The sequence below is a fragment of the Hamadaea flava genome, assembly GCF_024172085.1.
Lineage (GTDB): Bacteria > Actinomycetota > Actinomycetes > Mycobacteriales > Micromonosporaceae > Hamadaea > Hamadaea flava.
Window position 1 is genome coordinate 3,390,048 of the sequence record NZ_JAMZDZ010000001.1, and the last position, 24,125, is coordinate 3,414,172.

Consider the following 24,125-nt stretch of genomic DNA (forward strand, 5'->3'; position numbering starts at 1 on the left):
TGGCGGAATGCTCAAGGGCTTCCGAGACTTCATCATGCGCGGCAACGTCGTCGACCTCGCGGTCGGCGTGGTCATCGGGGCGGCGTTCGCCACGCTCGTCACCTCGTTCACCGACACGTTCCTCACCCCATTGATCAACATGGTCGGCGCGGGTGACGACTCCAAGCTGAGCGGCATGATCCCGCTGCCGGGCAACGACCCGAAGACGGGCCTGGACAACGGCATCCCGGTCGGGAGCTTCGTGAGCGCGATCGTCGCCTTCCTGCTGACCGCGGCGGTCGTCTACTTCCTCGTCGTCCTGCCGATGAACAAGTTCGCGGACCGCTTCAAGAAGAACGGCAAGGAAGCCGCCCCGGCGCTGCCGTCCGAGGAGATCCAGCTGCTGCGCGACATCCGGGACGCCCTGGTCGCCGCGAACCGTACGCCGTCGCCCCGTCGCCCCGACACGGTGACGGAGACCACCGCGGCAACTGATCGATAGGTCGGGTATGCTTCCGGACGTGGCACGTCGGTATTGGCGCTTTACGCTGGCTCTGGGTGGAGCCGGCGGTCTTATGCGCTGACCGACGACCACCCAGAGCCAGTAAGGCGGAGACCTCCCGGTCTTCGCCTTTCGTCATTCCAGGACGGGCTCTGGCACCGGTAGACCGGGTCCCGTCCCCATCAGACGGGAGTCTTCGAGATGACCATCACCAACGACCTGCACGTCGCCGCGTTCGAGCCGCTGGAGCCGCCGTCGGCGCTGCTCGCCGAGTTCCCGCTGGGGGGCGTACGCGCGAACGTCGTCGAACGCACTAGACAAGCCGTCCGCGACGTCCTGACCGGCGAGGACGATCGGCTCGTGGTCGTCGTCGGCCCGTGTTCCGTGCACGACACCAAGGCCGCGCTGGACTACGCCCGCCGGTTGGCCGCCGCCGCCGAGAAGCACGCGCGCGACCTGGTCATCGTGATGCGGGTCTACTTCGAGAAGCCGCGGACGACGCTCGGCTGGAAGGGCCTCATCAACGACCCCGGCCTGGACGGCACCTACGACGTACGCCGTGGTCTGCGGATGGCCCGGGAGCTGCTGCTGGACATCCTCGATCTCGGGGTGCCCGTCGGCTGCGAGTTCCTCGACCCGATCAGTCCGCAGTACATCGCCGACGCGGTCACCTGGGGCGCCATCGGCGCGCGTACGACCGAGAGCCAGGTTCATCGGCAGCTCGCCTCGGGCCTGTCGATGCCGGTCGGTTTCAAGAACGCCACCGACGGCAGCGTCTCGGTCTCGATCGACGCCTGCCATGTCGGGCGGAGCAGCCACGTGTTCTTCGGTGTGGACGCCGACGGCCGGGCCAGCGTGGTGACCACGACCGGCAACGAGGACTGCCACGTCATCCTGCGCGGGGGCAAGGGCGGCCCGAACCACCTGCCGGGCCCGGTGGCGGCGACGCTGATCGCGCTGGAGAAGGCGGGCCTGAAGCACCGTCTGGTGATCGACGCCAGCCACGGCAACAGCGGCAAGGACCACGTACGCCAGTCGGGCGTGGCAGCCGAGATCGCCGACCAGATCGCCGCCGGGCAGAACGGCATCGGCGGCGTGATGCTGGAGAGCTTCCTGGTCGGCGGCCGTCAGGATCTGGAGTCCGGGCGGCCGCTGACCTACGGCCAGAGCGTCACCGACGCCTGCATGAGCTGGGCCGCGACCGAGGAGGCGCTGGCCTCGCTGGCCCGCGCCGTGGTGGCGCGACGGGCAGCCGCCTGATCGTCAGGCGTTGCCGTGGTAGTAGGGGGATCCGGGATCGGTGTACGGGACCGGGTCCTCCTGCGGCGCGGAGGTCTCCACGGACTCCACCATTCGGCTCGGCGGGACGCGGTCGGGCAGCTGCCCGTAGCGGATGAACCGGAACAGCTCGGCCTCGTCGTCCGTCATGGGGGTGATCGACTCGGGCTCCATGTGTCCATCGTCACCCTTGCGGGCTACGAGAGCCATCCGGCACACGGTCTGATCTCGATCAAAGCCTGCTGACACCGATATCGGCGGGAGTCGACCGGACCGGCCGCCGGTCGGCCGCCGCGGCCGGGGTCGGGCGTATCCGACATGTTATGCACCGTCGGCCGGTCGGAGGATGTCCGGAGGGTGACAGGCTCCGCACACTGTGCCCGTGACTGGGGGGCTCTCAAGAACCATGACCGCGCTGGTGGCCGCACTGTGCCTGATCTCCGCGGCGGCCTGCAACAAGCCGGAAGACGTACGCGTACTGCCGGGGACGAGCGCGTCACCCGAGGCGAGCGGGTCACCGTCGCCCGCGGCGTACGCCGGATTCTCCGATCCCGCCGGGGTGGGCAAGCCCTACGGCACCAAGGTCAACGGGCTGCTGACCTTCCGCGGCAACCCGACCCGGTCGTACTTCGGCACCGGGCCGGCACTGCGTACCAAGCCGTCGCAGTTGTGGCGCTTCCCCAAGTCGGGCAGCCTCTGCCATCCGTCGACGGACGAGAAGGGCACCCGGATCTGGTGCGGTTCCGGGTGGACCGGCCAGCCCGCGGTCTTCGAACGTGACGGCCGGACCTGGGTCGTCTTCGGGGCGTACGACGCGAAGGTCCACTTCCTCGACGCGGACACCGGTGAGCGGATCATCCCGGACTTCCCCACCGGCGACATCATCAAGGGTTCGGTGACCATCGACCCGGACGGGTATCCGCTGGTCTACTCCGGTTCGCGCGACAACTACTACCACATCATCGCGATCGACCGCGGCAAGCCGGTCGAGCTGTGGAAGCTCTCGGCGCACGCGGTGTCGCCGACCAAGTGGAACGACGACTGGGACGGCGCCGGCCTGATCATCGACGACTACCTCTTCGAGGGTGGCGAGAACAGCCAGTTCCACATCGTGAAGCTCAACCGGGGATACGACAAGAACGGCAAGGTGACGGTCAAGCCGAAGCTGGTGTTCAACGCCCCCGGCTGGGACTCCGAGCTGCTCAAGGCGATCGGCGACGGCATGGTGTCGATCGAGAACTCCGTCGCGATCTACCAGGACACGGTGTACTTCGCCAACTCCGGCGGCCTCGTCCAGGGCTGGGACATCAGTGGCCTGAAGACCGGCAAGAAGCCGACCCGGGTCTTCCGGTTCTGGACCGGCGACGACACCGACGCGTCGATCACCGTGGACGCGGACGGCTTCCTCTACGTCGGCTCGGAGTTCGAGCGGAACAACGCCCGCGCCCGGCAGGTCGGCCAGATGATGAAGCTCGACCCGCGGAAGAAGGACAATCCGCTGGTCTGGAGCCAGAAGGACCAGCGCCCGCCGAAGTCCGGCATCTGGGGTTCGCCCGCGCTCTACAAAGACATCGTCATCTTCGACACCCATCCCGGCGACGTGCTCGGCATCGACCGGGCCACCGGCGCGGTCCGCTGGAAGTTCCGCGTACCGGGCGGGGAGACGTGGCAGTCGCCGGTGGTCGTCGACGACGTGCTCTACCTCGGGGACTGCACCGGCGTGATGCGTGCGTACGACGTGGCGGACACGCACGCCCAGCCGAAGCCGCTCTGGTCGATGAAGATCGGCGGCTGCATCGAGTCCACCCCCGCCGCCTGGAACGGCCGCATCTACTTCGGCACCCGAGCCGGCGGCATCGTCGCCCTCGGCACGAAGTAGTCGATCACCTACTTACGGAGTCGATCAGTCCGTTCGGGACACGACACGCCGGTCGATCACGACCGTTAGTTCATGATCGTGCGGAAAGGGCGGGGGGAAGATGGCGGGGAGAGAACTGGCTCGATTTACGAGGAAACGTCGGTTTTGACGGGGTAGAAAGACCTCGGCGGCCCATTCCGGGACGCGGAGGGAGCAACAGCTTTCATGGCCAACGACCTGCAGATCGAAAAGCTCGACCGGGCTTTCGACCACATCGACGCCAACCACTCCGGCGAGATCGAGCGCGACGACCTGCTCGGCCTCGGTTCCCGGGTGCTGCTCGGCTTCGGCGAGTCGCCGACGTCGACCAAGGGCAAGCAACTCATCGACCGGTTCGACGAGCTGTGGTCGGAGATCGTCGAGCACGCCGACACCGACGAGTCGGGGTCGATCTCCCCGGCCGAGTTCCGCACCGCGATGATCACGGCGTACATCGACGGGCAGAAGTTCGACAAGACGTTCCGCCCGGCCGCGGTGGCGATCGCCGCGCTCTGCGACCAGAACTCCGACGGCGCGATCACGCTGGAGGAGTTCCAGGTTCTCCAGACCGCCTTCGGCACCGGCGACGGTGACGCGATCGCGTCCTTCGAGCGGCTCGACTCCGACGCCAACGGCAGCCTGTCCATCGACGAACTGGTGCAGGCGGCGTACGAGTACTACACCGGCGGCGATCCCAAGCTGCCGGGCAACCACCTGTTCGGTCCGCTGTGACCGCCGGTGTGACTACCGTCCCGGCCGCGCCCGCGCGCGCGGCCGGGATGCCGAGCGCGGCCGATCTACTGCCGCTCGTCGAGCGCGTGCCGGCCTTGGCCGCGCCGTGCCGGCACCATCGCGAGGAGGCCGCGATCGAGCTGGCCGTCGAGGAATGGGCGCTGCGCAGCTTTCCGGAGCTGTACCCGGCTCGGCTCCAGGCGGCCCGCTTCGGGGAGATGGCCTCCCGCGCCTTCCCCGAGACCAAGGCGCCCGAGGTGATCCTCTTCGGACAGTGGCTGGTCTGGCTGTTCGTCTTCGACGACCTGCGCGACGACGGCCCGCTCGGCTGGGACGAGGCCGCCGTCGACCGGCTCTACGACGCCGTCCTCAGCTCGTGCGACACCGTGCCGCCGCTCGACGCCCATCCGGTCGTCCGCGCCTTCCGGGACCTGTGGTCACGCACCGCGCCCCGGGCCGGCGCGAGCTGGCGGGCCATGTTCCGGGTCCATCTCGCCGAGCATCGCGCGGCGTGCCGCTACGAGGCGCGCTTCCGGTCCACGCGGCGGCTACCCTCACCCAACGAGTACGCGCACCTGCGCCGCCAGGCCAACGGGTCGTTCCTCTTCGACCTCCCGGAACCCGTGCTGGGTTCGGAGCTGCCGGGCGAACTGCGTACGTCGGGCCCGTGGCGCGACCTCTTGTCGGCGTGCAACGACGTCACGGCGTGGTGCAACGACGTCGCCTCGGCGGCCAAGGAGAGCGCTCGCGGCGACGTGCACAACTACGTGCTCGTCCTGGCGCACGACCAGGGCGTCTCGTTGGCGGCGGCCGCCGCCGAGGTGCTGGACCGGATCGCCGCCCGGATCGACGACCTGACCGCCGCCGCCCGTGCGCTGCCCGCCGAGTTCGCCCGGCTCGACCTGAGCAAGGCCGCCGCGCGGGACGCCAGCAAGGTCGCGATGGTGCTGCTGGGCGCGCCGCGCGGCCACCTGGAATGGCTGCTCGAATCCAGCCGGTACGCCTGAGCCGGCCAGCTCGGCTCAGCGGACCGAGCGGGCGATCCGCTGCGCCTCCTCCTTCGAGGTGACGCCTTCGAGCCGGTAGGTGACCGATCCGGCCTGCCACACCAGACACGGGCCGGACAGCCGGGCGGTCTCCTCGCGCCGGGTGCCCCAGCGGTCCACGTAGACCAGTGGATGCGGCTTGGCCAGCCAGATCATGTCGCCGCCGACCCATTCGACGCCGTCGGCCATCTTCGTGAAGGCCAAGTCGAGTTCGCCGTCCACTTCGTCGAGGCGTACGCCGGGATATAGGAGCGTCACGACGCGGGGATGCCCGTCGGGGCCGGGATCGGCCAGTTCCACTCGCTGCGGATCGCCGAGCACCGCCGGGACGCCGATCGGGAACGCCGCCCGGGCCCGCGCCTGCGCCAGATCCCCGCTGGTCAGCGTCGGCAGCGGGCTCGGCGTCGGGGCGATGGACGGCGCCGGTTCGCCTTGGCGTATTTCGACGCCGCCGAGCCGCAGGATCGTGGTCACCACGTCGGCGACGGCGGTCCGGACGGGCGGGACGAAGACGACCGTCAACACGGTGGCGATCACGAGCACCGCGACGATCAACTGCGTACGCAGTTTGGCGAGGGCACGACTGGCCCGGGACTTCACCGTGCCCTTGGGCCGGTCGAGCAGCTCGGCCGTCTCCGCCTCGGACATGTCGAGCAGATACCGGTACACCAGCACATCCCGGTCGGCCGGGCTGAGCTGCTGGAGCGCCGCGACCAGCTCCTCCCGCCGCTCGGTCGACAGCGCGCCGTCGACGGCGTGATCGAGTTCCGGCGGCGGGCCTTCGGCGACCGCCGCCCGTTCGAGCAGGCCGGCCCGGCGCTGGCGGGTGCGGTGCAGATTCCGGGTCTCGTTCGCGACGATCGTCAGCAGCCACGACCGGAACGACGAGTCGCCGCGGAACGTCTCCAGCCGCCGGTACGCCTTGACGTAGGCCTCCTGCACGACGTCCTCGGCGTCGTCGCCCGCGCCCAACAAGGTGGCCGTCCGGCGCGCGAGCGCGCTCGTCCGGGCGACCAGCTCCGCGTACGCGTGCTGATCGCCGGCCGCGGCCCGCTCGACGAGCGCGGCCTCGGTGACGGCTTCGGATTCCATGCTCTCCAGGATGACGCCTCTCGACACATCACATGACACCGTGGGAACCCGGATGGTTCCATCGGTGTCGGCAGGGCATGACGACACGACGGAACCTGCTCATGCTCGCCGGGGCGGCGGTGGCGGCGTCGGCCACGGCCGCCTGCCAGGCTGCTGACGACGCCGAACCAGCTGCGGTACGCGTACCAGATGTGCTTGTGGTGAAGACCCGCGACGGACTGGCAGTGGCCCGCGACGGCGGACTGACCCCGGGCCGGACCGGGGCCCTGTCGGCGACCGGGTCGACGCTGTGCCTGGCCACGGCGGCCGACAAGACGACGCAGCTGGACTTCACGACCACTTTGGCCGGTACGCGGCTGGGCGGCTACCCGATCGACGGCCGCTGGACGCCGCGCGTGGTGCACGCGGACGGGTCGCTGGTCGCGCTGGCCGCGCCCGAGGGTGATCCGCTGAAGCCGCAGGCGCGCGCGAAGACGACGATCGTGATCGCGGACTCGAAGCAGATCCGCCAGCGGATCACCGTGCCGGGGGTGATCGAGCCGGACGCCTTCACCGCCGACCGGCAGGGGCTGTTCGTCCTGGAGTGGCTGCCCGCCACCGCGCCGGACCACTACCGAGTACGCCGTCTCGACCTGGCCACGCGGAAGCTCGAGCCGCTGTGGACCAGGGACAAGGTGCCGGTGCCGGCGGGCGCGGAAGAGGAGATGCGCGGCGAGGGCCGGACCGCCGTCGCGTCGCCGACCGGACGCGTCCTCTACACCCTCTACACCCACCAACCCGGACACCAGCACACGCGCGACCTGTTGTCCGGGCGGCCCGGCAACGTGCACGCGTTCGTCCACACCCTGGAGACCGAACAGAACTGGGCGTACTGCGTCGACCTGCCCGATCCGTTCGGGCACTCGGCGAGCACCGCGTACTCGATCGCGTTGAGCGCCGACGGCTCGCTGCTGTTCGTCGTCGACCTCGCCGCCGGCGCGCTCGCCCGGATCTCCACCGAGACCTTGAAAGTGCTCGACGTCGTCAAAGTCGGCTCCGACACCGGATCGGCGTACGCCGCCGCCTCCGACAAGCTCCTCTACCTGGGCGGCGACCACGGAGTCCAGGTGCTCGACCAAGCCGGCCAGCCCGTCGAGAAGTGGACCACACCAGCCGTACGCGGCCTGGCCGTATCCCGCGACCACCAGCGCGTGTACCTCGCCCGCGACGGCGCCGTGACCTGGCGAGGCTCCACTTCGGGAGAAGCCGCCCTCCCCGGGCTCACCGGGCTGATCCGTGTGGCGTGACGGTTCCCGCTTACTTCCCCGGCGACCCGCAGTAGGGTCGTGACTATGCCTATCCGCTCATCATCGGCCCGCTGGCAGGGCACGCTCACCGAAGGTTCCGGCACGATCCGCACCGGCAAGGGCGGCTTCGAGGGGAACTACTCGTTCAAGTCGCGCTTCGAGGAGGGCGAGGGGACCAACCCCGAAGAACTCATCGCCGCCGCGCACGCCGGCTGCTTCTCGATGGCGTTCAGCAAGGCGCTGTCGGACGCGGGCTTCCCGCCCAGCTCCGTCGAGACCACAGCCAACGTGCACCTCGACAAGACCGACGCGGGGATGACCGTGACCCGGATCGACCTCGACACCGTCGGAGTCGTCCCCGGCATCGACGACGCCCAGTTCCAGTCGCTGGCCATCGGCGCCAAGGAGAACTGCCCGATCTCGCGGCTGCTGTCGCCGGGCGCGGCGATCTCCCTCAACGCCAAGCTCAGCTAGCTCTTTCTCGCTCGGGGGCGGCCCTTTCGGCCGCCCCCTCGCTTCTCGCTCGCTCGCCCCCTCGCTTCTCGCTCGCTACGCGCTCGCTCGCCCCGCTCGCCCCCGCGGGCTTTCCGCGTGATCATGAACTTATGGTCGTTGTCGGCCGGTGTGTCGTGTCCGTAGCACCCTGATCAACTCCCTAAGCGCATGATCCATCCGCCTTACCTTGTAAGATGGCCGCGTGTCGAGACCTGCCCTGAGCCGGGACCGGGTCCTGCGGGCCGCGGTCGAGCTCGCCGACTCCGGCGGAATCTCCGCCGTGACCATGCGCCGCCTCGCCGAGGAATTGGGCGCCGAGGCGATGTCGCTCTACCACCATGTGGCCAACAAGGAGCAGGTCCTCGACGGGATCGTCGACGTGATCGGCGCGGAGATCAACGAAGCCGCTGCCCGCGTGACGCTCCCCAGCCACGGCGACGGCTGGAGGAAGGCGGCGCGCGTACGCATTCTCGCGGCGCGTGAGGTGCTGTTGCGCCACCCGTGGGCGCCGGCGCTGATCGAGTCGCGGACGAACGCCAGCCCGGAGATCCTGCTGCACATGGACGCGTTGGTCGGGATCATGCGGGACGGCGGGTTCTCGCACGACCAGACCCATCACGCCTTGCACGCCTTGGGCAGCCGGGCGGTGGGCTTCACCCAGGAGTTGTTCACGCCGGGGAACGGGCCGGCTACGGGCGAGCCCGATCCGGTCATGGCCGCCATGGCGAAACGACTGCCCAATCTGGTGGGCATGCTGTCCGAGATCGCCCACGACGACCCCGACTCCACCCTCGGCTGGTGCGACGACCAGGCCGAATTCGAGTTCGGGCTCGACATCGTCCTCGACGGCCTCGACCGGCTTCGCTGATTTCCGCTCGCTGACCCCTTGACCGCCCTTACGGCGTAAGGCTACCTTACAACGTAAGACTTACAACGTAAGGTCAGGAGTTCTCGATGAAGGCGTATCTGCTCCACGCGTACGGACCGCCGGAGAATCTGCTGCTCAGCGAGGTTCCCAAGCCCGAGCCCGGGCCGGGTGAGGTCCTCGTCCAGATCCGCGCGACGTCCGTCAACCCGTACGACTGGCACCACATGCGGGGCGAGCCCCGCGCGGCCCGTCTCGTCCCCGGCGGGTTCGGCAAGCGCCGGCCCCAGCACTCGATCCTCGGCTGCGATCTCGCCGGGGTCGTCGAGGGCGTCGGCTCCGGTGTCACCGCCTTCCAGCCCGGCGACAACGTGTACGCACTGGTCACCCACGGGTCATACGCGGAGTACGCGTGCGTACCGGAGGAGTTGCTGGCGCCGAAGCCGAGCAGCCTTTCCTTCGAGGAGGCCGCCGCGGTGCCCATGGCCGGCGCGACCGCCATCCAAGCCGTACGCGACGACGCGCAGGTCCGCAGCGGCCAGCGGGTGCTGGTGAACGGCGCCTCCAGCGGCGTGGGCACGTTTGCCGTCCAACTGGCCCGGACGGCGGGCGCGGAGGTGACCGCCGTCTGCGGTGGACGCAACGCCGACCTGGTCAAGGGGCTCGGCGCGGTCGCCGTGATCGACTACGCCGCCGAGGATTTCACCAAGGTGGCCCGGGACTTCGACGTGCTGGTGGACATCGCGGGCAGCCCTCGGATCACGGCAGCCAAACGGATCCTCCGCCCGCAGGGGTCCTATGTGATCATCGGCGGAAAGGCCGGCCGCTGGTTCCGGCCGATGGACCACCGGATCGCCGGCGAGCTGATCGGCAAGTTCAGTTCGCAGCGCATCCTGGGAACCGACGTCGTGATCGGCCCGGTCAGCGCCCGGAACCTCGAAGAGTTGGGCCGTCACGCGGACAACGGCGACGTCAAGCCGGTGATCGACCGGCAGTTCACGTTCGCCGAGCTGCCGGCGGCGATGCGCTACGTCGAGGCCGGGCACGCCTCCGGCAAGGTCGTCGTCAGCCTCCCCTGAGCCGACAGCTGACAGCCGCCGGCGGTCAGCTGTCGGTGGCGGGGCGCGGCCAGGGGCGCCCGTCGAGCCGCTCGATGTCGGTGTTGAACCGCTTGAGCATCTCGACGAAGTCCGCGACCTCCTCCGCCGTCCAGTTCTCCAGCACCCGATTCAGGCCGGCCACGCCGAACGCGCGGTCGGCCTCCATCTTGCGTACGCCTTCCGCCGTGACCTGGAATTTGCGCGCGATGCCGCCGTCGGGGTCGGGGATGCGCTCGATCAGACCTTCCCGCATCATCGCCGCGGTCTGCCGGTTGAGGGTGGACGCGTCGAGGCTGAACGCCTCGCTCAGCTGCCCGATCGACATCGGCCCTTCCAGGTGGATGCGGCTGAGCAACACGTAGGCGCTCCGGTCCAGCTGAGTCCCACTGCTCCGGCTCCGCAGATGCATGTGCCGGGCCATCAGCATGGTCTCCATCTCGACGAGGTCTGTCGGCTTCCGCATGCGCCCCCACTCTCCTCCGCCGGCTCAGCCGTGGCTGGCCTCAGCTTAAGTGATGTGCCTCATACACTCCTTATGCATAGTACACATCGTGTGTAGCGTACACGTAATGAAATCCCGTTCCGGACCTGTAGTCGCCGTCCTCGCGGCCGCCGGCATCGTCGCCGCCCTGATGCAGACGCTGGTGGTGCCGCTGATCGGCGAGCTGCCGACCCTGCTGCACACCAGTTCGTCCAACGCGTCGTGGGTGATCACGGCCACCCTGCTCTCGGCGGCGGTCGCCACCCCGGTCGCGGGCAAGCTCGGCGACATGTACGGCAAGCGCCGCATGCTCCTGATCTCGGTGCTGCCCCTGGTCCTCGGATCGGTCATCGCCGCACTGTCCTCGTCGGTCGTCCCGATGATCGTCGGCCGAGGTCTGCAGGGCCTCGGCATGGGCATCGTTCCGCTCGGCATCAGCCTGCTCCGCGACGTCGTCGCGCCGGAGAAGCTCGGCGGCTCGATCGCCCTGATGAGCGCCTCGATGGGCGTCGGCGGCGCGCTCGGCCTGCCACTGGCCGCGGCGATCGCCGAAAACAGCAGCTGGCGCGTCCTGTTCTGGACCGCGGCGACGCTGAGTTTGGTAGTCGGTGTCCTCATCACCCTGTTCGTCCCGGGCGGATCGAGGGAGAAGAACCCGGCTCGGTTCGACCTCCCCGGCGCGATCGGCCTCGGCGTAGCGCTCGTCAGCCTGCTGCTCGCCGTCTCCAAGGGCTCCGACTGGGGCTGGACGAGCGGCACCACGCTCGGGCTCTTCGCAGCCGCCGTCGTGGTTCTCCTGGCCTGGGGCTGGTGGGAGCTGCGTACGCGTGAGCCGCTGGTCGACCTCCGCGTCACCGCCCGGCCGCAGGTCCTGGTCACCAACGCCGCGTCGATCCTGGTGGGCTTCGCCATGTACGCCCAGTCGCTGATCATGCCGCAGCTGCTCCAGCTGCCGAAGGAGACCGGGTACGGCCTCGGCCAGTCGATGCTGGCGATGGGTCTGTGGATGGCTCCGGCCGGACTCATGATGATGCTGCTGTCTCCGCTGGGCGCGAAGCTGACCGCCGCGCGCGGCCCGAAGGTGACCCTCGCCGTGGGCAGCCTGGTCATCGCGATCGGCTACGCCTCCTCCATGGTGCTGCTCGGTTCGACCTGGGGTCTGCTGGTCGTCACGATCATCACCAGCACCGGCGTCGGGCTGGCGTACGGCGCGATGCCGGCGCTGATCATGGGCGCCGTGCCGCACAGCGAGACGGCCGCCGCGACCAGCTTCAACACGCTGATGCGCTCGATCGGCTCGTCGGTCTCCGCCGCGATCATCGGCGTCGTGCTGGCCAACATGACCACCGCGTTCGGCCCCTACGTGCTGCCGTCCGAATCCGGCTTCCGGACCGGGCTGCTCATCGGTGCGGGTGTCGCGCTGGCCGCGGCCGCAGTCGCTGCCCTCATCCCCGTCCGGTCCAACCGGCTGGCGGTCGAGCCGGTGCTGGAGACCGAGGTTTCCGAAGGACCGGCGGTAGCTGAGGCAACCGCGCGATGACCACTTGGGACGACACCGTGGACCTGCTGGTCGCCGGATCGGGCGCGGCCGGGCTGACCGCCGCGATCGCCGCGGCCAACCGCGGGCTCGACGTCCTGGTCGTGGAGAGCACCGCGAAGTGGGGCGGCACGGCCGCCGTCTCCGGCGGCGGGCTCTGGGTCCCGGCCAACCCGCTCATGCTGCGGGCCGGGGTCCAGGACTCGCCCACGGAGGCGCTGACCTACCTCGCTGAGGTCATCGAGTACGCCGGACCGGCGTCGTCGCCCGAACGCCGTCGCGCGTTCGTCGAGACCGGCCCGGAGATGGTGGCCTTCCTCGGGCGGCTCGGGGTGAAGTGGAAGCGGGCCAAGGACTACCCGGACTACTACCCCGACCGCCCCGGCGGCAGGATCGGCCGATCCATCGAGGTCAAGGCGTTCAACACCAAGCTGCTCGGGGAGGCGTACGCCGATTCGCGGGTCAAGGACGGGGTTCCCGCCCCGCTCGCGACGGACGACGTCTGGCTCCTGGCCCGGGCCTGGTCCACCGTCAGCGGCTTCGTTCGCGGCGCCCGGTTCGTCTTCCGGACGCTCGGCCAATACCTGGCGGGCAAGCGCCCGGTCGGCATCGGCGGCGCCCTCTCGGGCTCCCTCATGCACATCGTGCGTACGCAGGGCACACCGGTCTGGACGTCGACACCGTTGGTGGATCTCGTCGTCGAAGACGGCACCGTCACCGGCGCGATCGTCGAGAAGGACGGCAAGCCGCTGCGTATCCGAGCGCAGAAGGGTGTCGTCCTGGCCGCCGGCGGGTTCGCGAACAACCAGGCCTGGCGCGTGAAGTACCACGGGGTCGAGGGCCACTCCTCGGCCCCCGAGGGCGACCAGGGCACGGCGATCGAGATCGGCGCCCGCGCCGGCGGTGCGCTCGAACTGATGGACGATGCCTGGTGGGGCGGCTCGTTCGTCGGCCCGGACGGCAAGGCGGCGTTCCTCGTCGCCGAGCGGTCGCTGCCGTTCAGCATCGTGGTCGACGCCCACGGCGAGCGCTTCACGAACGAGTCCGCCTCGTACATCGACTTCGGGCACGACATGCTGAACCATCCGGTTCCCGGACCGATGTGGATGATCAGCGACGCGCGGCACGCCCGGCGGTACCTGAACTCGGCGTACCTGGGCAAGAAGAAGGAGTGGGCGGCGGCGGGCATCCTCGTCGAGGCGGACACCCCGGCCGAGTTGGCCGTCCGGATCGGCCTGGATCCGACCCGGCTCGCCCAGGCCATCGGCCGGTTCAACGGCTTCGCGCGTACCGGGGTGGACGCCGACTTCGGTCGCGGCCGGACGGCGTACGACAACTATTATGGCGACCCGCGGGTCGCACCGAACCCGAATCTCGGCCCGCTCGAGAAGGGGCCGTTCCGCGCGGTCCGCATCTACCCGGGCGATCTCGGCACCAAGGGCGGCTTGCTCACCGACGCCGACGCGCGCGTGCTCCGCGCGGACGGTTCGGTCATCTCCGGCTTGTACGCCGCGGGCAACACCACCGCGTCCGTCATGGGCCGGACCTACCCGGGACCGGGGTCCACGATCGCCCCCGCCATGGTCTTCGGCTACCGGGCCGCCCAGCACGCGGCGGCCGCCCGTTGAACCGGCGGCCGAGCCGCACAGCGCCCGGCGGCCACTCGTTGAACCGGTGGCGGTGGGCCACTCAGCACCCAGCCGCCATCCACTGAGCCGGTGGCGCCGGCCCGCCTGCCGGCGCCACCCTCTTCTTCGCCGAGACCTACTTGCGGCGGTTGCGGGTGATCAGGAAGATCGCGGCGACGATGCCGCCGACCACGACGATGCAGCAGACAGCGCTGCAGCCCCAGAAGCCCATGCCCCGGCCGCGACGCAGGTACTCGTCCTCGGCGGCATAGGCGACCCCGGGGAGGGCCAGCACGGTGAACAGGCCGACGACCAGCGCGGCCCACAGGCGGGTGATGCGATTCATGTGCCCAGCGTAGAAAACTCGATCAAGTCGGCAGACCGATATCGTCGAAGCTGTGACTGATCTTGCGGTACGCCGTGCCACCGCCGCCGACCTGCCCGCCATCGTCGCCATGCTGGCCGACGACCACTTGGGAGCGACCCGGGAGGGCGCGCCCGACGACCCGGCGTATGCCGCCGCCTTCGCCGAGATCGACGCCGACCCGCGTCAGCGCCTCGTCGTCGGGGAGGTGGCCGGCGAAGTGATCGCCACCATGCAGCTCACCATCATTCCGGGCATCGGCCGCAAAGGAGCCCGCCGCGCGCTGATCGAAGCGGTACGCGTCCGCTCCGACCTGCGCGGCGGCGGGCTCGGCAAGCAGCTCATCCGATGGGCGATCGAGACCGCCCGGGCGGAGGGCTGCGTGATGGTGCAGTTGACCAGCGACAAGTCGCGTACCGAGGCGCACCGGTTCTACGACCGGCTCGGCTTCACCCAAAGCCACCTCGGCTACAAACTGGCCCTTAGTTGATCAGTCCCTCGCGGGGTTGATCATGAACCTTGGCACACCGACACGCCGTCGAGCACGACCATTAGTTCATGATCAACCTCTCCAAAAGGCTGGTTAGGGGGAGAGGGAGGCGAAGAGGTCGCCGGACGGGGACGAGGCGTAGGTGAGGCCGCTGACGAGCAGCCGATCGCCGGCGGCGGCCGCGAAGAGGTTGGGCTCCGCGAAGGCGTCGACGACCTCGTCCCGGGGTGAGCCGAACTGGCTCTTGGCCAGCACCGCCCCCTTGGCCGAGAGGCGTACGCGCAGCACGTCGGCGCCACCGGCCGCGACGGTCACCCGGCCCCGGGTGTATCCGACGACGTCGACGCCGCCGTCCGAGCGGGCGACGACGGCCACGCCACCGTCGGCCGCCCCACTGTCCACAGTAGTTGTCCAACGTTCGGAACCGTTGCTGCTGAACGATACTGCGATCAGGTCGCCGTTGGCGGTGCCGGTCGCTACGGCGTACCCGCCGCTGACCGTGATCCCGTCGAGCCGGTCGTCGGCGCTGCCGCCGACGGCCTTCACCCAGCTGAGCGTGCCCGAGTCGGTGTACCGCGCGACGAAGCCGTCGTAGCCGCCCAGCCCGGTGGTTCCGGGGAGCGGCGAACCGGCGGTTCCCGCGACGTAGACGTCCGAGGTACCAGCGGTCACTGCGAACGCCTTGTCCTCACCGGTCCCGCCCAATTGGCGTACCCATTGAAGTCGACCGGTAGGACCGACGCGGGCCAGGAACGTGTCCTTGTCGCCCGCGTTCGTGCTGTCGAGCGCGCCCTTGGTGTAGCCCGTGACGTAGGCGCCGCCGTCGGCGCTCGCGGCCAGACCGTAAGCGCGGTCGGCGACCCCTGCGGCCCCGAACTGGGTGATCCAGCGGATCGTTCCCGAAGCGTCGAGGCTGGCCACGAACGCATCGTCCGCGGCGTTGCCGGCATGCTGCCCGTCCAGGTCGCCCTTGGTGTACCCGGCGACCAGGACGCCGCCGTCGGCCTGCGCGACCACGCCGTAGAGGCGCTCGTCCCCGGCCGTGCCGAACTGAGTGGTCCACGAGCCGGGCCGCGTCACGACCGCGTCGAGCTTCCCGTGGTACGCCTGACCGTCCACACTGGCGCTCGCCGCGAAGCCGACGGTGTACGCGTCGCCACCCGCGCTCGCGATGCCACCGGCCCAGTCGATGCCGGCCGTGCCGAGCAGCGAACCGGACAGCGGTTGCGGCGGAACCGTGCTCAGTGTCGGGCCGAGATACTGGATGGCCTGCGCGAACGCGGGCGCCCACACGGACCAGTCGTGACCGCCGTCGAGGATGCGCATCTGCGCGCTGACGCCCGGAGCGCGGCGAGCCGCGTTGTAGAGCGCCTCCGACTCGAAGTCGAGGTCGTGCCGCGCGTCGGCCGGGTCGGGGTTGGCCCACTCGTCGTCGCCGACCGCGATGAACAGCTGGACGGGCAGGTCCGGGTCCGACTCGGCGAGCAGCGCCGGGTAGTTCAGGTCCTGGTAGCGCTGGTCGTCGAAGAGCTTGTCCCCGACCCCGTACGCACCGTAGTCCCTCGCCGACGAGTCGGCCGGCGGCAAGGGGGTGTAGACCGCCGGGCTGAGCACGATCGCGGCGCTGAACAGGTCGGGATGCGCGAGAGCGAAGCGGAGCGCACCCGCTCCCCCCATCGAGTACCCCCCGACCAGTCGGGCCTGCCGGATCGGGGCGGTCCGGTAGGTCGCGTCGACGGCTTTCACGAGGTCGCCGGTGAGGGCGGTCTCGACGCGCTTGCCGCTCTGGTACTGCGAGTCGACGTACCAGCTGCCCCGGTCGCTCCACGGCGCGTCGGGCAGGATCGCGATCAGCGGCGGGATCTTCTTCGCCTGAATCAGATCGTCCAAGGTGGACTTGATGGTGGTCCATGCCGTCATCGAGTCGCCGCGCCCGTGCAGCAGGTAGAGCACCGGATAGCGGTCGGCTCCGGACTCGTAGCCGTCCGGGAGATAGGCGGTGTACTGGAGGTCCTCGCCCAACGCCGCGCTCGCGGCGCTGCCGGTCACCAACGTGCCGGGACGCGTACGCCCCGCCTCGGCGGTGCCGACGCCACCTATCAGCAGCACGAGGACGGACAGTACGGGGATGAGGAAACGCTTCACTCTGGCTCCTCAGGGATTGGAAACGTTTACAACGCATGGGGATGGGTTGCGTAATCGTTTCCGGCGAGTGTCGTCTTCGCGATCATCGCTGTCAAGGTCGTCTCAACGGACACTCCCGGGTGAGCGCTACGGTTGGTTCGTGAAGATCGGCGAGGTCGCCCAGCAGACCGGAGTCAGCGTTCGTTCCCTGCGCCACTACGAAGCCGAAGGGCTGATCGAACCCGGCCGCTGCCAGAACGGCTACCGCGACTACTGCACGCCCACCGTCGACCGCGTACGCCAGGTGCACGAACTGATCGAAGCGGGGCTGCCGACGCGCATCATCCGCGACGTCCTCCCTCACCTCGGCCCCGGAACGTCGCTGCCGGCCGCCGTCGTCGACCAGCTCGCCCGGCAGAAGGCCCAGCTCGACCACCGCATCGCCGTGCTCTCCCAGAACCGGGACGCGCTGGCGGCGTACTTGGCGGCCGTCGCTTGACCCTGCCGTAAGTGTCAGGGTTTTACGGTCGGCCCATGCGAGCCCTTCAGCAGACTTCCCTGGCCGGTCCGACCGGCCTCCGCCTCATCGACACGCCGCGACCAGTGGCCGGCCCCGGTGAGATCCTCGTGCGCGTCACCGCCGCCGGGGTCAACTTCGCCGACCTCATGCAGACCTACGGCACCTATGTGGACGGTCCGACCGCGCCCTACGTCGCGGGTTTCGAGGCCACCGGCGAGGTCGTCGCGCTCGGCCCCGGCGTCTCGACCTTCGCCGTCGGCGACCAGATCCTCGGCATGGGTCCTGGCGCGTTCGCGGAGTACCTCGTCCTGCCCGCGGCGGCCGCCATGCCGCTCCCCCGCGGCTGGTCGGGAGAACAGTCACTCGGGCTGATGCTCAACTGGGCCACCGCGCTCGCCGCGCTCCGCCTCGGCCGCGTCGCGCCCGGTGAGACCGTCCTCGTCCAGGCCGCGGCGGGCGGGGTGGGCCAGGCCGCGGTCCGGCTCGCCCGCCACCTCGGCGCCACCGTGCTCGCGACCGCCTCGCCCGCCAAACATCAACTTGTACGCACAGCGGGCGCGCACGAAGTCTTCGCCACGGTTCCGGACCGGCCGATCGACGTGATCCTCGAATCCGTCGGCGGACCCGACTTCGCCCGCAGCCTCGCCGCCGCCCGCCCGATCACCGGCCGAATCGTCGTCTACGGCGTGGCGGGCGGCGACGCGACAGTCACCAACCGGCAGCTGAACTTCCATCCCGTTCAGCTCATCGGGCTGCACTTGGGCGTACTGATGGCGCAGGCGCCCGAACTGTTCGCCGAAGTGCTGGACGAGCTGACCGCACTCATCGCCGCGGGCGTCATCCCACCCGGCACCCCGACCACGTACGCCCTCGCCGACGGCGCAGCGGCGCTCGCCGCCCTGGAATCCCGGTCCACTGTGGGCAAACTGGCCCTCCGCCCCTAGCGAACCGGAAAGTCCTTACGCTTGATCTTGGCCCGCCGCCCGTCGGGGTGATGGAAGACGATGCCCTCCGCGAGGTGACCCGGTGCGTACCGGCTCTCCAGGCGGGCCAGGAAATCCTGCAGCTCGGCGTAGCTGCGGGGGGCCGCGACATAATCCGGCGCCGCCAAGTCGAACGGTACGCACACGTGCTCGTCGAGGCCGAGCGGATTGCCCTGGATGCTGGGGCCGAGCGCCTCACACGAGTGCTCGCCGTCCGGCCAGGCCGAGACGTCGGTCGACCGGGCGGCCGCCCAGATCCACTTGTCCTCCGCCCCGAACTCGTCGGCGTCGGCGTACCACCCGTCGACGATGCCCTGCTGCTTGTGGACCTTGCTCGGATTACGCCGCTTCTCCAGCCGGACGAGCTGCCCCGAGCGGACGGTCAGCCGGACATTGGTGCCGTCGAGCTTCTCGGTGCCGACACCCTCGCCGTCGAACACCCAGGCGCACTCCGTCCTCGGCCGGTTCACCACCTTGAAGCTGTCGTCGCGCTCGAACAGCGTCGGGATCTTCTCCATGACCTGCTTGCCCCTCCTCACCTGCCCGATCAGTTCCGCATGGGTGATGACGCCGCCCGCCAGCCCGCCCGCCAACGACCGCACCAGGTCGGCGACCGATACCTCCGCCTCGACCGCGATCCGCTTGAGCGCCTTCTTCTCCTCCGGGGAGACCCAGGCGACCAGGCGGGACCAGCCTTCGGGCGGAGTCCACCGGGCCAACTTCTCGGGATCCTTGCGCGGGCGGCCGCGACCTCGGCTCTCCTCCATGACTCGAAACGGTAGAGCCGACTTTCCACTGTGTCAATTGGCATAACAGAAATTCGCCAGACGTCTCCCTGCAGATCGCGGTTATCCATGCTTCCGCTGCCGCGTGAAGCATGGATAACCGCGATCTGCACCAAAAAAAAGGGGTGGGGTCAGAGGCGGGGGTCGACGGGTTCGGACTCGCTCGCCAGGATGGCGAAGACGAGTTCGTGCACCCGCCACAGCGGCCCGTCGGACCCGACGGCGGCGAGCGCGGCGAGCCCGAGGGCGTGCTCCCGCAGGGCGAGGCCGCGCTTGCGGCCGAGGCTGCGGTGGCGGAGCCGGTCCAGCTGCGCCGGCGCGGTGTATCCGGGACCGTAGATGATCCGCAGGTACTCCCGCCCCCGGCACTTGAGGCCGGGTTGCAGCAGACCCCGTTCGCCCGTCACCGTGAGTCCGGCGTACGGCTTGACGACCATGCCTTCGCCACCCGATTCGGTCAGCGACAGCCACCACTCCGTCACGGCGGCGACGTCGGCCGGGGACGACGGGTCGGCCACGATGCGTCGGGTCGGCGTGAACGTCGCCGGGTCCGCTTCGACGAGGCGATCGGCGATCGACAGGTGCCAGCCGTGGTCGCGGTCGTAGTAGCCCGGTCCCAGGACGGCGAACGGCGCCAGGGTCACTCCGTCGAGGCCGGACGTCGGGCGTACGTATGCCCGGTAGGCCGAGGTAAATGCCTCCACATCGGACAATCCCGCCGCCAGACGCGTCTGCAACGGAAACACGTCGAGGCCACGATCGGCCGCGGCGGACAAGACCGACAGCGCGGCGGGCAGCGCGGAACGCCCGGCCGCGCCGACTGCGGCGTACTGCTGGATCAGCGTGTCGGCCTTGGCCGACCAGGGCAGCAGCTCGCAGTCGAGCAGCAGCCAGTCCGTGCCCAGCTCGTCCCACAACCCGGCCTTCGTCACCGCGGTGCGTACCGAGGCGAGCAACTGCTCGGTCAGCTCCTGACCGAAGAACGACCGCCCGGTACGCGTGTAGATCGCACCGGAAGCACCGTCATCGGCGAAGCTCGACTCGAGCGATCGGCAGACGAGGACGACCGCGCGGGAGCCCATGTGCTTCTCCTCGCAGACGACCTGGCCGACCCCGGCTGCGGCGTAGTCGGCCAGGGCCGCGCCCGGGTGCTCCAGGTATCCGTCGACTGTGGATGTCGAAGCGGGCGCCATCGTCGGCGGCAGCCAGACCAGCCAGCGGGGATCGAGGGCGAACCGGCTCATCACCTCCAGCGCGGCGGCCGAGTGCTCGGCGCGTACGGTCACCGTGCCGTGCCCGGTCTCGACGTGCCGCCGGCCCGTCACGGACTTCAGATCCAGCGCACGGTTGACCACCGGCGCGGCGGGTGCGAGCGGCCGTGCCGGCGTGTAATGCTCGCGTACCGCCGGCACGGTGACGAGCTGCCGCTCCGGGTAACGCAGCGCGGTCAGCTTGCCGCCGAACACACAGCCGGTGTCGAGGCAGATGGTGTTGTTGACCCACTCCGGTTCGACGGTCGGAGTGTGTCCATACACGACCATCGCCCTGCCCCGGTACTCCTCCGCCCACGGGTACCGCACGGGCAGGCCGTACTCGTCGGTCTCACCGGTCGTGTCGCCGAACATCGCGAAGCTGCGCACGCGGCCCGACGCCCGGCCGTGGTACTCCTCCTTCAACCCGGCGTGCGCGATCACGAGCCGTCCCTCGTCCAGGACGTAGTGGCTGATCAGCCCGTTCAGGAAGGGCTCCAGACCGTCGACCGGGTCCCGCTCCAGCTGCTCCAGCGTCTCCGCCAGGCCGTGACGTACCTGCACGTTGCGGCCCTGCAGCTTCTTCAGGAGCTTCGCCTCGTGGTTGCCCGCGACACACAGGGCGGTCCCGGCCGCGACCATGCCCATCACCAGGCGCAGGACCGCGGGCGAGTCCGGACCGCGGTCCACCAGGTCACCCACGAACAGGGCGATACGCCCAGCGGGGTGGACGGCGTTCACCACCCGCCCGCGCTCGTCCCGTTCAGCGGTGTAGCCGAGTTCGGTCAGCAGCGAGAGCAGCTCGTCGAAACAGCCGTGCACGTCACCGATGACATCGAAGGGGCCGGTCATCTCCCGGCGATCGTTGAACAGCTTCTCGTAGCGCAGTTCGATGCTGTCGACCTGCTCTGGGCGTACCACATGGATCTTGCGGAACCCCTCGCGGCCGAGCGAGCCCAGCGAACGCCGCAGGTCGCGATGCTGGCGGCGGACCACCTCGCGGCCGAAGGCACGGTCGGACCGGACCTGCGTGCGTTCCCAGCAGGTGGGTTCGGGGGTGTCGAGGACGATCGCGACGGGGAGCACGTCGTGCTCGCGGGCGAGTCTGACCAGCCCGGCGCGAGCGTGGCTCTGGACGTTCGTCGCGTCGACCACGGTGAGACGGCCGCCAGCCAGCCGCTTGCCCGCGATGTAGTGCAGCGCCTCGAAGGCCTCGGCGGTGACGGTCTGGTCGTTCTCGTCGTCGGCGAGCAGGCCGCGGAACGCGTCGCTGGAGAGCACCTGCGTCGAGCGGAAGTGGCGACGGGCGAAGGTGGACTTGCCGGAGCCGGTCACGCCGACCAGGACCACGAGCGCCAGCTCGGGAATATCCAATGTAGTCATTTATGCTGCCTCCTTCCGGAACAGGGCCAGTTGCGTGGGGGTGCCGACCTCGGGGTCCTCGTCGCCGACACCACGGAACTCGACTTGGTAGCCATGGCGCTCGGAGACGCCCCCGGCCCAGGCCGTGAACTGCTCCCGCGTCCACTCGAACCGATGGTCGCCGTGCCGGTGCCGGCCTTCCGGCAGCGACTCGTAGCGCACGTTGTACTCGACGTTGGGCGTGGTCACGACGACCGCGCCGGGCTGGGCGTGGGCGAACACCGCGTCCTCCAGCGCGGGCAGCCGCGCCTCGTCCACGTGCTCGATGACCTCCATGAGCACGGCCGCGTCATAGCCGCGCAGCCGGTCGTCGCGGTAGGTCAGCGCCGACTGGATCAGCTTGATCCGGGCCTTCTGCCGGTCGGGCAGCCGGTCGAGCCGGATCCGCCGGGCGGCGACGTCGAGCACCGCCGGGGATACGTCGGCCCCGACGATCTGCGTGTATCGCCGGTCCCGTAGGAGGTCGCCGATGAGCGCGCCCGGCCCGCAGCCGAGGTCGAGCACCGTCGTCGCACCGGTGTCCGCCAACGCCGCCAGCACCGCGGCCCGGCGCAGCGCGTTGAGCGGCTTACGCTTCGGCTCCAGCTCCTCCCGCTCCGGCTCCACCGAGTCGGGCTCGTCCGTCGCGAGCTGGTTGAGGGCGCGTTCGGTCAACGCCCGGCTGTGGGCGAGATAGCGGCGCGTGATCAGGCCGCGCTCGGGGTGACCGGCCAGCCAGCCGTCGCCGGCCCGCAGCAGCTTCTCGATCTCGTCGGGCGCGACCCAGTAGTGCTTGGCGTCGTCCAGCACCGGCAGCAGCACGTACAGATGGTTGAGCGCGTCGGCAAGGCGTACGCGGCCGGTCAGGCGCAGGTCGGCGTAACGGCTCGCGCCCCACTCGGGCAGCTGCTCGTCCAGCGGGATGGCCGTTGCCTCGACGGTCCAGCCCAGCGGCGCGAACAGGCGCTCGGCGACGGCCGCGCCGCCCCTACAGCGCAGCACCGGCACGCGGATCTCCAGATCGATCGGAGTCGCGGCCAGCTCAGGTCGATCCTTGGTGCTCCCCCTCATCGCCGACCGGAAAGCGCGGTTCATCGCTGCGACGAGCAGGCTCGACGCCGCGTACGCCCGGTCGTTGACGTATTGATTGAGCTGCCGGGCCGCGTCCTTGTGCGCTTTGGAGTCGGCCAGCGTCTGCGGGTCGACCTCCAAGAGCAGGGCCGCCGTGCAGCGCTCCGGAGTCGCCTCCGGAAACAGCACGGTCGCCTCGCCCCACGGCACGTCGAAGCGGTGCACCCGATCCGGGTGCTTGACCAGGAGGTAGCCGAGATCGGTCCCGGGAGTCTCCGGGGTCCCCGTCATCGTGATCATCAGCAGCACCCGGCCATGGTGCGGGTTATTTCCGCAGCGTGCAAGCGGTTTCATTGCCGCACACCCACCGGCTCTTGACCCGGGTGCGGAGCCCCCTTTGGGCGCAGATCACGGTTACGCAGGCCATTCCAGTGCCGGGATGCATGGATAACCGTGATCTGCATCCGGTCGGCGCGGTGGCGGTCGGGTGTCAGGGTTGTCGGGCGAGACAGCAGCCCGGCGTTACAGGGATGGGCGGCTGCGCAGGACCGCGACCAGGCCGGCCTGCACTTCCTCGACCGGCCGCTCCGGTGAGAAGATCAGCCAGTCGAGCGCGACGACGAGACCTGCCCCGAACAGCGCGGACGCCGAGATCCGGGGGTCCAGTTCCGGCGGGAAGTCGCCCGACTCCACCCCGGCTTCGAGCACCTCGGCGATGACGCTGATGGCTTGTTCGCGTACGAGGAGGATGGTCTGCTGCCATTCCCGGTTGGTCCGCCACATCTCGGCCAGCAGCAGTTGCGCGAACGCCTGATAGCGCTGGATGTAGGACAGCTGCGCCCCGATCAGCGCAGTGATCGCCTCTCGCGGCGGCAGTCCCTCGATCGCCGTACGCGACTCCTCCGCGAGCAGGCCGACGCCGTACCGCAGCAGTTCCTCGTAGAGGGCGGTCTTCGACGCGAAGTTGTAGAACACCGTGCCCTTGGCGACGCCCGCACGCTCGGCGATCTCGTCGACCGTCGTCGCGGTGAAACCCTGCTCGGCGATCAGCCCGACGGCGGCCTCGAAGATCTTCAGCCGCGTCGCGTCGCGCCGCCGGGTCCGCCCGTCGGCGGCGTTGCTGAGGGTACGCCGTTCCACGCCCCCAGTCTCACATGCCTGGTTTCCGGCGAAGTCGATCACCCGCTTACGGAGTCGATCAGGGTGCTATGGACACGAC

Annotated in this window: 23 protein-coding genes; 14 read left to right on the forward strand and 9 right to left on the reverse strand. The window is 69.8% G+C overall.

Annotation, left to right across the window (positions count from 1 at the left end; genetic code table 11):
• The first annotated feature begins 7 nt into the window (after positions 1 to 7).
• Together mscL and HDA40_RS15830 are read left to right on the forward strand one after the other, a co-directional pair.
• Positions 8 to 481: a large conductance mechanosensitive channel protein MscL gene (mscL, locus tag HDA40_RS15825; RefSeq protein WP_253756460.1), complete on the forward strand. Its 474-nt coding sequence runs from the start codon at positions 8 to 10 to the stop codon at positions 479 to 481.
• A gap of 201 nt (positions 482 to 682) precedes the next feature.
• The gene (locus HDA40_RS15830) at positions 683 to 1,741 is read left to right on the forward strand and encodes a 3-deoxy-7-phosphoheptulonate synthase (protein WP_253756462.1); all 1,059 of its coding nucleotides are present in this window, start codon (positions 683 to 685) and stop codon (positions 1,739 to 1,741) included.
• A 3-nt stretch (positions 1,742 to 1,744) separates the two neighbouring features.
• Here the strand turns inward: HDA40_RS15830 and HDA40_RS15835 are convergent, their stop codons facing one another.
• Positions 1,745 to 1,933, reverse strand: coding sequence for a hypothetical protein (locus tag HDA40_RS15835; protein ID WP_253756464.1), 189 nt, complete (start codon positions 1,931 to 1,933; stop codon positions 1,745 to 1,747).
• Positions 1,934 to 2,165: 232 nt separating this feature from the next.
• Here HDA40_RS15835 and HDA40_RS15840 point away from each other — a divergent pair, with 232 nt between their 5' ends.
• From HDA40_RS15840 to HDA40_RS15850, 3 genes are all read left to right on the forward strand, one after another.
• Positions 2,166 to 3,638: an outer membrane protein assembly factor BamB family protein gene (locus tag HDA40_RS15840; RefSeq protein ID WP_253756466.1), complete on the forward strand. Its 1,473-nt coding sequence runs from the start codon at positions 2,166 to 2,168 to the stop codon at positions 3,636 to 3,638.
• 204 nt (positions 3,639 to 3,842) lie between these two features.
• Entirely contained in the window at positions 3,843 to 4,388 is a 546-nt protein-coding gene (locus HDA40_RS15845; protein ID WP_253756468.1) for an EF-hand domain-containing protein, read from the forward strand.
• 8 nt (positions 4,389 to 4,396) lie between these two features.
• Positions 4,397 to 5,395: a terpene synthase family protein gene (locus tag HDA40_RS15850; RefSeq protein ID WP_253756470.1), complete on the forward strand. Its 999-nt coding sequence runs from the start codon at positions 4,397 to 4,399 to the stop codon at positions 5,393 to 5,395.
• 15 nt (positions 5,396 to 5,410) lie between these two features.
• Here the strand turns inward: HDA40_RS15850 and HDA40_RS15855 are convergent, their stop codons facing one another.
• Complete coding sequence (locus tag HDA40_RS15855; protein ID WP_253756472.1) at positions 5,411 to 6,526, reverse strand: RNA polymerase sigma factor; 1,116 nt, start codon at positions 6,524 to 6,526, stop codon at positions 5,411 to 5,413.
• 77 nt (positions 6,527 to 6,603) lie between these two features.
• Here HDA40_RS15855 and HDA40_RS15860 point away from each other — a divergent pair, with 77 nt between their 5' ends.
• The 4 genes from HDA40_RS15860 (at position 6,604) to HDA40_RS15875 (ending at position 10,251) form a co-directional block, all read left to right on the forward strand.
• Positions 6,604 to 7,812 carry a YncE family protein gene (locus HDA40_RS15860; protein ID WP_253756474.1) on the forward strand — a complete coding sequence of 403 codons (1,209 nt, stop codon included), beginning with the start codon at positions 6,604 to 6,606 and terminating at the stop codon, positions 7,810 to 7,812.
• A 45-nt stretch (positions 7,813 to 7,857) separates the two neighbouring features.
• On the forward strand, positions 7,858 to 8,286 hold the full coding sequence (locus HDA40_RS15865; protein ID WP_253756477.1) for an OsmC family protein: 429 nt from the start codon (positions 7,858 to 7,860) through the stop codon (positions 8,284 to 8,286).
• A gap of 223 nt (positions 8,287 to 8,509) precedes the next feature.
• The gene (locus HDA40_RS15870) at positions 8,510 to 9,175 is read left to right on the forward strand and encodes a TetR/AcrR family transcriptional regulator (protein WP_253756479.1); all 666 of its coding nucleotides are present in this window, start codon (positions 8,510 to 8,512) and stop codon (positions 9,173 to 9,175) included.
• An 86-nt stretch (positions 9,176 to 9,261) separates the two neighbouring features.
• Complete coding sequence (locus HDA40_RS15875; RefSeq protein WP_253756481.1) at positions 9,262 to 10,251, forward strand: NAD(P)-dependent alcohol dehydrogenase; 990 nt, start codon at positions 9,262 to 9,264, stop codon at positions 10,249 to 10,251.
• 25 nt (positions 10,252 to 10,276) lie between these two features.
• On the opposite strand, the gene HDA40_RS15880 is transcribed toward HDA40_RS15875, so the two are convergent.
• Positions 10,277 to 10,735 carry a MarR family winged helix-turn-helix transcriptional regulator gene (locus tag HDA40_RS15880; protein WP_253756483.1) on the reverse strand — a complete coding sequence of 153 codons (459 nt, stop codon included), beginning with the start codon at positions 10,733 to 10,735 and terminating at the stop codon, positions 10,277 to 10,279.
• 106 nt (positions 10,736 to 10,841) lie between these two features.
• Here HDA40_RS15880 and HDA40_RS15885 point away from each other — a divergent pair, with 106 nt between their 5' ends.
• A complete protein-coding gene (locus HDA40_RS15885) occupies positions 10,842 to 12,293 on the forward strand; it encodes an MFS transporter (RefSeq protein WP_253756485.1) in 1,452 nt (483 codons plus the stop codon).
• A complete protein-coding gene (locus tag HDA40_RS15890; protein ID WP_253756487.1) occupies positions 12,290 to 13,918 on the forward strand; it encodes an FAD-dependent oxidoreductase in 1,629 nt (542 codons plus the stop codon). The genes HDA40_RS15885 and HDA40_RS15890 overlap by 4 nt, the downstream gene beginning before the upstream one ends.
• 136 nt (positions 13,919 to 14,054) lie before the next feature.
• Here HDA40_RS15890 and HDA40_RS15895 read toward each other — a convergent pair whose 3' ends face one another.
• A complete protein-coding gene (locus tag HDA40_RS15895; RefSeq protein ID WP_253756489.1) occupies positions 14,055 to 14,264 on the reverse strand; it encodes a hypothetical protein in 210 nt (69 codons plus the stop codon).
• Between the two features lie 52 nt (positions 14,265 to 14,316).
• On the opposite strand from HDA40_RS15895, the gene HDA40_RS15900 reads away from it, so the two are divergent.
• The gene (locus HDA40_RS15900; protein ID WP_253756491.1) at positions 14,317 to 14,772 is read left to right on the forward strand and encodes a GNAT family N-acetyltransferase; all 456 of its coding nucleotides are present in this window, start codon (positions 14,317 to 14,319) and stop codon (positions 14,770 to 14,772) included.
• A 93-nt stretch (positions 14,773 to 14,865) separates the two neighbouring features.
• Here the strand turns inward: HDA40_RS15900 and HDA40_RS15905 are convergent, their stop codons facing one another.
• Positions 14,866 to 16,917 carry an alpha/beta fold hydrolase gene (locus HDA40_RS15905; protein ID WP_253756493.1) on the reverse strand — a complete coding sequence of 684 codons (2,052 nt, stop codon included), beginning with the start codon at positions 16,915 to 16,917 and terminating at the stop codon, positions 14,866 to 14,868.
• Between the two features lie 139 nt (positions 16,918 to 17,056).
• Between HDA40_RS15905 and HDA40_RS15910 the strand changes: the two genes are divergently transcribed.
• Positions 17,057 to 17,395 carry a MerR family transcriptional regulator gene (locus HDA40_RS15910; RefSeq protein ID WP_253756495.1) on the forward strand — a complete coding sequence of 113 codons (339 nt, stop codon included), beginning with the start codon at positions 17,057 to 17,059 and terminating at the stop codon, positions 17,393 to 17,395.
• 35 nt (positions 17,396 to 17,430) lie between these two features.
• Positions 17,431 to 18,360, forward strand: a complete 930-nt coding sequence (locus HDA40_RS15915; RefSeq protein WP_253756497.1) for an alcohol dehydrogenase catalytic domain-containing protein — start codon at positions 17,431 to 17,433, stop codon at positions 18,358 to 18,360.
• Here HDA40_RS15915 and HDA40_RS15920 read toward each other — a convergent pair.
• From HDA40_RS15920 to HDA40_RS15935, 4 genes are all read right to left on the reverse strand, one after another.
• Positions 18,357 to 19,166 carry an RNA ligase family protein gene (locus HDA40_RS15920; protein WP_253756500.1) on the reverse strand — a complete coding sequence of 270 codons (810 nt, stop codon included), beginning with the start codon at positions 19,164 to 19,166 and terminating at the stop codon, positions 18,357 to 18,359. The two genes, HDA40_RS15915 and HDA40_RS15920, sit on opposite strands and share 4 nt — an antisense overlap.
• Positions 19,167 to 19,315: 149 nt before the next feature.
• A complete protein-coding gene (locus HDA40_RS15925) occupies positions 19,316 to 21,817 on the reverse strand; it encodes a polynucleotide kinase-phosphatase (RefSeq protein WP_253756502.1) in 2,502 nt (833 codons plus the stop codon).
• Positions 21,818 to 23,209 carry a 3' terminal RNA ribose 2'-O-methyltransferase Hen1 gene (locus HDA40_RS15930; protein ID WP_253763640.1) on the reverse strand — a complete coding sequence of 464 codons (1,392 nt, stop codon included), beginning with the start codon at positions 23,207 to 23,209 and terminating at the stop codon, positions 21,818 to 21,820. It lies immediately after the preceding gene.
• 219 nt (positions 23,210 to 23,428) lie between these two features.
• Positions 23,429 to 24,046, reverse strand: a complete 618-nt coding sequence (locus HDA40_RS15935) for a TetR/AcrR family transcriptional regulator (RefSeq protein ID WP_253756504.1) — start codon at positions 24,044 to 24,046, stop codon at positions 23,429 to 23,431.
• Between the last annotated feature and the right edge of the window lie 79 nt (positions 24,047 to 24,125).

Coding starts and splice junctions, on each gene's coding strand:
- mscL (WP_253756460.1), top strand. CDS start 8: ATGCTCAAGGGCTTCCGAGACTTCATCATGCGCGGCAACGTCGTCGAC.
- HDA40_RS15830 (WP_253756462.1), top strand. CDS start 683: ATGACCATCACCAACGACCTGCACGTCGCCGCGTTCGAGCCGCTGGAG.
- HDA40_RS15835 (WP_253756464.1), bottom strand. CDS start 1,933: ATGGAGCCCGAGTCGATCACCCCCATGACGGACGACGAGGCCGAGCTG.
- HDA40_RS15840 (WP_253756466.1), top strand. CDS start 2,166: ATGACCGCGCTGGTGGCCGCACTGTGCCTGATCTCCGCGGCGGCCTGC.
- HDA40_RS15845 (WP_253756468.1), top strand. CDS start 3,843: ATGGCCAACGACCTGCAGATCGAAAAGCTCGACCGGGCTTTCGACCAC.
- HDA40_RS15855 (WP_253756472.1), bottom strand. CDS start 6,526: ATGGAATCCGAAGCCGTCACCGAGGCCGCGCTCGTCGAGCGGGCCGCG.
- HDA40_RS15860 (WP_253756474.1), top strand. CDS start 6,604: ATGACGACACGACGGAACCTGCTCATGCTCGCCGGGGCGGCGGTGGCG.
- HDA40_RS15865 (WP_253756477.1), top strand. CDS start 7,858: ATGCCTATCCGCTCATCATCGGCCCGCTGGCAGGGCACGCTCACCGAA.
- HDA40_RS15875 (WP_253756481.1), top strand. CDS start 9,262: ATGAAGGCGTATCTGCTCCACGCGTACGGACCGCCGGAGAATCTGCTG.
- HDA40_RS15880 (WP_253756483.1), bottom strand. CDS start 10,735: ATGCGGAAGCCGACAGACCTCGTCGAGATGGAGACCATGCTGATGGCC.
- HDA40_RS15885 (WP_253756485.1), top strand. CDS start 10,842: ATGAAATCCCGTTCCGGACCTGTAGTCGCCGTCCTCGCGGCCGCCGGC.
- HDA40_RS15890 (WP_253756487.1), top strand. CDS start 12,290: ATGACCACTTGGGACGACACCGTGGACCTGCTGGTCGCCGGATCGGGC.
- HDA40_RS15895 (WP_253756489.1), bottom strand. CDS start 14,264: ATGAATCGCATCACCCGCCTGTGGGCCGCGCTGGTCGTCGGCCTGTTC.
- HDA40_RS15915 (WP_253756497.1), top strand. CDS start 17,431: ATGCGAGCCCTTCAGCAGACTTCCCTGGCCGGTCCGACCGGCCTCCGC.
- HDA40_RS15920 (WP_253756500.1), bottom strand. CDS start 19,166: ATGGAGGAGAGCCGAGGTCGCGGCCGCCCGCGCAAGGATCCCGAGAAG.
- HDA40_RS15925 (WP_253756502.1), bottom strand. CDS start 21,817: ATGACTACATTGGATATTCCCGAGCTGGCGCTCGTGGTCCTGGTCGGC.